The organism is Thiolapillus sp. (assembly GCF_048562965.1).
In the GTDB taxonomy this organism is placed as follows: domain Bacteria; phylum Pseudomonadota; class Gammaproteobacteria; order Chromatiales; family Chromatiaceae; genus Thiolapillus; species Thiolapillus brandeum_A.
Window position 1 is genome coordinate 1 of sequence record NZ_JBHNMF010000154.1, and the last position, 6,915, is coordinate 6,915.

Annotated in this window: 8 protein-coding genes; 6 read left to right on the top strand and 2 right to left on the bottom strand. The window is 52.9% G+C overall.

Annotation, left to right across the window (positions count from 1 at the left end; genetic code table 11):
- Positions 1-116: 116 nt before the first annotated feature.
- Both ACOCD2_RS09695 and ACOCD2_RS09700 read left to right on the top strand, forming a co-directional pair.
- Positions 117-479, top strand: coding sequence for an HD-GYP domain-containing protein (locus tag ACOCD2_RS09695; protein ID WP_293680028.1), 363 nt, complete (start codon positions 117-119; stop codon positions 477-479).
- A gap of 4 nt (positions 480-483) precedes the next feature.
- A complete protein-coding gene (locus tag ACOCD2_RS09700; RefSeq protein WP_293650288.1) occupies positions 484-1,080 on the top strand; it encodes a response regulator in 597 nt (198 codons plus the stop codon).
- Between the two features lie 136 nt (positions 1,081-1,216).
- On the opposite strand, the gene ACOCD2_RS09705 is transcribed toward ACOCD2_RS09700, so the two are convergent.
- Together ACOCD2_RS09705 and ACOCD2_RS09710 are read right to left on the bottom strand one after the other, a co-directional pair.
- Complete coding sequence (locus ACOCD2_RS09705) at positions 1,217-2,470, bottom strand: hypothetical protein (protein WP_293652603.1); 1,254 nt, start codon at positions 2,468-2,470, stop codon at positions 1,217-1,219.
- Between the two features lie 147 nt (positions 2,471-2,617).
- A complete protein-coding gene (locus ACOCD2_RS09710; RefSeq protein WP_293648613.1) occupies positions 2,618-2,959 on the bottom strand; it encodes a heavy metal-binding domain-containing protein in 342 nt (113 codons plus the stop codon).
- 155 nt (positions 2,960-3,114) lie between these two features.
- On the opposite strand from ACOCD2_RS09710, the gene ACOCD2_RS09715 reads away from it, so the two are divergent.
- From ACOCD2_RS09715 to ACOCD2_RS09730, 4 genes are all read left to right on the top strand, one after another.
- The gene (locus ACOCD2_RS09715; protein WP_293715045.1) at positions 3,115-4,842 is read left to right on the top strand and encodes a hypothetical protein; all 1,728 of its coding nucleotides are present in this window, start codon (positions 3,115-3,117) and stop codon (positions 4,840-4,842) included.
- 25 nt (positions 4,843-4,867) lie between these two features.
- Positions 4,868-5,758, top strand: coding sequence for a thermonuclease family protein (locus ACOCD2_RS09720; RefSeq protein WP_293652604.1), 891 nt, complete (start codon positions 4,868-4,870; stop codon positions 5,756-5,758).
- A gap of 3 nt (positions 5,759-5,761) precedes the next feature.
- Complete coding sequence (locus ACOCD2_RS09725) at positions 5,762-6,787, top strand: TerC/Alx family metal homeostasis membrane protein (RefSeq protein ID WP_305800400.1); 1,026 nt, start codon at positions 5,762-5,764, stop codon at positions 6,785-6,787.
- Positions 6,788-6,822: 35 nt separating this feature from the next.
- On the top strand, positions 6,823-6,915 hold a 93-nt coding region (locus tag ACOCD2_RS09730), incomplete at its 3' end, for a TerD family protein (RefSeq protein WP_293689736.1).

A 6,915-nucleotide genomic window follows, 5' to 3' on the forward strand; every position in this document is an offset into this window, starting at 1 on the left:
AGTTGTTGCGTAGTGCTGGGTGACCAGGACGGCTGGGGCACCAATAGGTTGTCAAAGGCCGAGTCGATTTTGGGGACTGGGATGTCCCAAAATCTATCACGAGGCCGAAGACACGCTTGATTGGTAAATTTCACGAGTTGGCCATACCAATCCTCCATCATTGCGAACAGTGGGATGGCTCAGGGTACCCTCAGAAATTGCGGGGGAGCGACATTCCGATAGAATCCGGCATACTGGGTATTGTAGTAGCGTTCGATGAGGCATATAAACGAAACCGAGAAACTGTTCCGGAGAATGCAGCGCTGGATGAAACAATTGGGCAGATCATGGAGCAGTCCGGCACTGTGCTGGACCCTATGCTGATGTGGATTTTCAGGGACAACGAAATAAAACGAGAAATAGAGCAGATATACAATGAGCCTGGTGAGCGGATCTGTCATGTATCACTCTGCGTGTGCAAGGAATCCAAGGACATTTGATACCATGGGAAAAGAACAGGAGCGGTCGATCCTGGTTGTCGAGGATACCAGGGTTGTGAGGGAGGTCATTGGCGCCGCACTGCGCCAGGCAGGATATGTTGTGTTAATGGCAACACAGGGGCAGGAGGCCCTGGAACTCATGGAGCAGAATGACGTGAACATGCTCATTTCCGATGTCCGAATGCCGGTCATGGGCGGCGAGGAATTGGTGGCCACCATTCGGGGAATGCAGGCATATAGGGATTTGCCTGTTTTGCTGCTTACAGCGGATGAAGCCGCAGCCGCTGTCAGCAGGGATGATGTCAGCATCATAGAAAAACCCATTGACCTGAAGGCGCTGTTGGCGTACGTCAGCAGGACCCTGACCAACAGGGGAGCGACGGCGACACCGGATTGTCAGCAGACCACAGCAGAACTGCTGCCCCTTTACGAAGACGAAGGGCGGGGACATTTGGCGGCCATTGGCCAAGCACTGGAAGCGGGAGATGTCCTTGCTGTGAAGGAAGCGGCACACGCACTGAAGGGTATATCTATCACCATAAGCACGACAGCTGTAGAAGATATAAGCCCGGACAATGGAAATCAACGCCAAAGCCGGTGAGATGGCCCCGGCTCTTCTGACTCTATTGAGTGAGGTGTTTGAAGAGTTTCTGCAATGCGGGCATCTTCAAAGACACGACCGGCCACATTGACACGCCCTCGTTCGCCCTTCAGGGCGAGTGAGGATGTTAACGCAGTCAGTGTGAGTGGCGCACCTTCCGCCATGCCAAGGCCAGCCCCGATAGAAATTCTTCCCAGTAGGCTGCCAACAGGAAAATTATCATGATGCCCCCTATACCGGCGACAGCCCAGTAAACAGAGGGGATCCGCCATGGACGAACCGCATTGTCTGGGGCGCGTCCCTGGCGCTTGTTGTTCAGAACCGTATAAAGGTCCGTAATCCCCGCATTGGCCCATTGCGTGGCCTCATCAAGGGAAATGCCAGCAGCTACCCAACGTGGTGCGTCGTGAATACCCAGCACCCGCCATGCCTTGAGATCCGCCGGCGATGAAAAACCTTGCTCAATATACTGTTTGATTTTGGGGAAGGTGTTTACCCCTTCACGTTTCCATTCCGATAATGAATGAGGGGTTAACGACAAAGACAAATAATCCTCGATAAGGTCGGCACTTTTGATGCCGGCATCCATCCAGGACCGGACATCACCCAGAGAAAGCCCCAGGTCATAGAGCTTTTTCCAGTCCCGAAAGGACGGTCCCAAAGCAGCCCACTGTTGGGCGACAGCAGGAGTAATACCACTTTTTTTCAGCTGTGCCACCATATCAGCGCTCCGAAACCCGGCCCGGCGCCAAACCACCACTTCGTTTACCCGAAAACCATGTTGTTTCCAGGTTGCCCATTCTTTATAAGGGATGCCGGACGATGCCCATTTTTCCGCAGTGTCCAGCTCGAACCCTTGCCGGGTCAGCTGGCGAATATCATTGAAATTATCGAACCCCAGTGCGCGCCATTTTCTGGCGTCATCAAAGTTGTATCCATGTTTAATGAACGCAAGCCAGTCCAAAGGCCGATAGCCAAGGGCATGCCAGCTTCCGGCCGACCTGAGCGTAAACCCCGCCTCCACCAGGCGGCGAATATCGCTGATGGAACGGGCGCCGACTTGGCGCCATTGCTTGATGATATCCAGGGTATACCCCCTGTTGATCAATGCCAGTGCCTGATGCCCATCCAGAACGCCTACGGATTGCCATTGTTCGGCTTCCTCAATGGTAAAGCCATTATCCCGCCAATCCACGGCATGGCCAGCGTCAATAACGTGTTTTAGCCATTGCCGGGCTTCATCAAATGTAAAATGACTTCGCTCGAACAATTCCGCTTCATGGCGGCTGAAGCCGTTGGCCTGCCATTCTTCCATTGAATACGCATGGCACCAGGTCGGGGAAAAGCTGCTGATGACCAGCAGCAAAACGAAACGCCATTCAGTTCGCATGACCCGATGGAGATATGGGCTGTTCTTGTGTTGCCGGAGATGACTGTGGCATGCGTTCTGCGGATTGCGAGCCAGACTTGCTGCGGGGGAACAAAAGGACAGTGGCCAGAACGATGCCGCAGATAATGCCTATGAGGATGAACTTGTTCACGGTTGCCCCTGTACTGAGATTTGAACGACCGTGCCGGCAGCGGTGGCCATGAGCATACCGCTCTTTCCCGGGATGAACTCAAAGTCAATGGAAACGCCTATCACGGCGTTGCCGCCCATTTCTGCAGCTTTGACCTGTAAAGCTTCCAGAGCGTCATGTTGAGCGGCCTCCACGGCTTTGTTATACCCGCCGGATTTACCTCCAATGAAATCTGTCACGTTCGACATCAGGTCACGCACAGCATTGATACCCTTGACGGAAATACCCGTCGCTACGCCAAGATAGGCGAAGATATCCACCCCTTCCATGTCAATCTGGTGAGTTGTTGCCAACAGCATAACAAGCGTCCTCGTTCATTTGGTCAAAGACCATTATCACGAATATCCCATTTTTGCGCCCAGTTCTAAACGCCCTGTTTTTGCGTTTTGATTTCGTTCGTTGCCTCCGGCATGACCTAGAATGTCTACCCAGCTCCCTTTTCGAGGCCAGGATGTTGAACCGCAAAAACGCTATTATTCTATTTGTCATCGCCGTGCTGTCCGTGTCGGTCATAGCGGCAAAGTATGTTGAGCCCGCCAAGGAAATCAAGCTGACGGCGCTTTTGGACAAGGTGCCGGCTACAACGCCATTCGTTTATGCGTTCAACGGGCCGCTGCCGGGCAACCTGGCCCAATATCTCTTTTCACAACGCAAGAAAGAGTTGCAGGAACTGTTTGCCGGATATTTGGAATTTTCCCATGAGCGACACGAGGCCAGAGCCAAAAAGGGCCTGGTGGGTTCCGAGGAAGACCGGATAATCACCGCGCTCATCCACCGAATTCAATCCGACTTCACCCGGGAAGGATTTCACCGTAATTTCGGCATAGACCTGAATGATGAAGCGGTACTGTATGGTGACGGGCTGATCCCGGTATTCCGAATGGTTCTTGATAATGCAAGCCAACTGGAAGCAGCCATCAATGCCGTATTGACGGAAGCGGCCAGCGCCCACGCGTTAGCAGAGACACCGAATGGGAAACTCCTGCGAATCAGGCTGGGGAGTGAAGTCGAGTTTGTCCTGCAAATCCAAAATGACGCATTCGCGTTGGCACTCCTGCCACAGGTTTCTGGTTTGGCGGAAACAGTGCTCAACAGGCATGAGGCGGAGACATTCCAGCCTTATATCAAGAGGCAGCTGGCACAGTTGGCCAAGAACCAAAAATACAATGGTCTGGCCCTGGGATTGTTCAACAGCCGGCGGTTTACCCAGCTTGCACTGAAGCCAGAGAACAACGAACAGGAGCGCGCGCGCAACGCCATATTCAATTTGCTTGATCTCCCGGCGGACTGGTCGGGCTGTGAACCCTTCCTGGAAGACCTGGCAGAGGCCATGCCCTGGGTTCACGCCGGGATTCTGACATCTTCAGATAATCACATGGAAACTCAGTTCGGCATGGATGTCTCTGAAGGTATCAGCCCCACCCTCGATGCGCTGCTAAGTGACTCGGCACCATCTCCCCGTCGCGAAGCCATAGCCAGTGCCGGAATCGCCATGCATTTGCCTGTTCTTTTCGAGGCCGCCAGTGATTTGCTTGCCAAGCTGGCCTCACCCCGCTATTCGCGCTGCGAGTTGGCAGATCCCCAGGCGATTGGGGACTACCAGGCGACCCTGGCTATGCTGAACAACCCGCTGGTCAACAATGTGACCGCTGTGCTCATCAATATCAATGATTTTACGGTTGCTCAGAATCCATCACAGACGGCGACGTTTTCTATGGATGCGTTGCTCCAATTCAAATCAGCGGATACGGTCGTGGCGTCGCTGATTCAAATGAGTCCTCAGCTTGCATCGCTCGGCCTGAATACTGATGGCCGTCCCATCACCATGGAAACAGAAGTCGAAAACAGGACAGTTCAAATGTCCCTGGCGGCAAATCACACCAGTCTGGCGGCGGCCATGGACGGCCCTGACACGGCATCCCGGGCAAAGGCGCTACTTGACTATCAAGGCACGTCGGCCGGCGTGCTGGCGGGGTATGCGTTCCGGGGCAGGGATATTGCAGCGAAGTTCGCAACATTGGACAACCCCGACAATGTGAAAACCTTCTTATCCTGGCTGTACGAGCGTGAGCTGTATCAGGGAGTGGTCAAATTTACCGGCGATACGTTCGCGATTACATCGTACTTGCAATTCAATGTATCAGGGGAACCGGCGGACAAAGCAACGCGGCCAGGAGCCTGAAAGGCCATTTGATTCGGAAATTGTTATGAAGCGCATTTTACTGGTAGGGCTATTGCTGCCAATAAGCATGACAATGGCAGCCGGAGAAAAAACCCGGGTAACGGTTCTGGATGCGTCCAGCGCGAATTATCTGGAAGTGAAGGACAACAAAGGCGTGAAATCCTGGATACGGGTCAATGGTGTGCTCTGTGATGAACCGGACACCTATTATGGCAAGGCGGCCAAACGGGAACTGCTGAATCAACTGAAAGGGAAACGGGTATCTCTTGAGTTGGGGAACATGGATGACAATGGGATACGCACAGCGAACATAATCTACCGTAAACAGAACATGAATGCGTTTCTTCTTAGGACCGGCTTGTGCGAACTGGTCCCCAATGCCCAAGTGACGCAACTACTGGACAGAGCGCAACGGATTGCCATGGCCAGAAAGCAGGGTCGCTGGGGAAATGTGCCCATTCCAGATACCAGTCCAACAGTAGAGGAAGCAGATGAACAGGAAGAAAACCCCGTTGTCGCCACGGCGCGGCGTGGATTCGACAACCAGTCGTTCTTCTACACCATTGCCGGCATGGGGTTTCTCGCGCTGATGATTGTGATCTCGCGCAAGCGGGCGGCTGTAATCAAGCGGGCAAAAGAAGAAGAGCGAATGGCGGAACTTATTCGGGAAAAGAACGAGGAGCTGGGCGGCGGTATCGTGCCGGTCGATCTGACCAACAATGTATTGGTATCGCCCTTGAGAGCCAATCCGCCGCAACCGCAGAAACCATGCCCTCCTTGCCCGCCAGCAGAACATGAAGACGGTGAAAGAAAAATAGCGGACATGCTGACTGATGAAGACCGGGACATGCTGGAAAAATTACCGGAAGACCAGCAGCAAGCAATTCTTGACAGATTAAAACAACAAGACAGCTGATACATGGAAATCAACATGCCGGATTTGGGGTTTCATACAGAAGGATTACTTATCATGATGGCGGTGCTGGGATTGTCGGTTTGGGCGGACCTGCGGATACATAAAAACAAGGCCGAAATCAGCTTCCGGGATGCCTTGTTGGGAACGCTATTTTGGATTGCACTGGCGATAGGGTTCTTTTTTTATATCGAATGGCGTCATGGACCGGACTATGCCAGCCTGTATATGGCTGGCTATGCCCTGGAGAAATCACTGTCGGTTGATAATATGATGGTGTTCGTGGCGATCTTTTCGGCATTCGGGATACGTGACCAGGTGCTACAGCACCGAATCCTGTATTACGGAATCATCGGAGCGATTCTGTTCAGGGCAGTATTCATTGGTTTGGGGACGACGCTGTTCGGCGTGTCCGCCTGGGTAGAGCTGCTATTTGCGGCAGTCGTGCTTTGGTCGGCCTGGGCCATAGTTAAAGGCGGAGATGACGAAGAAATCGAGGACTACAGTAATCACTGGTCTGTCCGTTTGGCAAAACATGCGATCCCGATATTTCCACGGCTGCTGGGGAAAAAACTGCTCATCTCCAAACAAGACGCTGACCGGGCGGCAGAAGGGGAGCAGAACCTGATTTATTCCAGGCGGGCAAAGTGGTTGGCGACACCGGCTTTCCTTTGCCTGGTATGCATTGAGGTCAGCGATATTGTTTTTTCCTTCGATTCCGTACCAGCCATCATTGCGGTAACCCGTGAGCCTTTTCTTGTGTATGCAGCCTCGATATTTGCCATCGTGGGCTTGAGGTCACTGTACTTCCTGCTCGCGGTTGCCGCGAAATACCTTTGCCACCTGGAGAAGGCCGTCGCTTTCGTTCTGGTGTTCGTGGCGTTCAAACTGGCGGTATCCGGGGTAGAGCATATCAGCGGAATAGAGTTTGTGGATATAACAAGCCAGCAAAGCATGTGGATTGTTTTGAGCACGTTGGTGGTTGGTGTAGTAACCAGTGTCATTTTCCCGGAAAAGGGCGCGGCCGGATAAACCAAACATAGATAAATCAAAGATAGGAGCAAATCATGGCAGTTTCACTGGAAAAAGGGCAGACCGTTTCTCTTACCAAAGAAAATCCACTGCTTAAGCGGATCCATATTGGGCTGGGCTGGGACCCT

Excerpts from the sequence above, each read along its gene's own strand:
- ACOCD2_RS09700 (WP_293650288.1), top strand. The coding sequence starts at position 484 with ATGGGAAAAGAACAGGAGCGGTCGATCCTGGTTGTCGAGGATACCAGG.
- ACOCD2_RS09705 (WP_293652603.1), bottom strand. The coding sequence starts at position 2,470 with ATGCGAACTGAATGGCGTTTCGTTTTGCTGCTGGTCATCAGCAGCTTT.
- ACOCD2_RS09710 (WP_293648613.1), bottom strand. The coding sequence starts at position 2,959 with ATGCTGTTGGCAACAACTCACCAGATTGACATGGAAGGGGTGGATATC.
- ACOCD2_RS09720 (WP_293652604.1), top strand. The coding sequence starts at position 4,868 with ATGAAGCGCATTTTACTGGTAGGGCTATTGCTGCCAATAAGCATGACA.
- ACOCD2_RS09725 (WP_305800400.1), top strand. The coding sequence starts at position 5,762 with ATGGAAATCAACATGCCGGATTTGGGGTTTCATACAGAAGGATTACTT.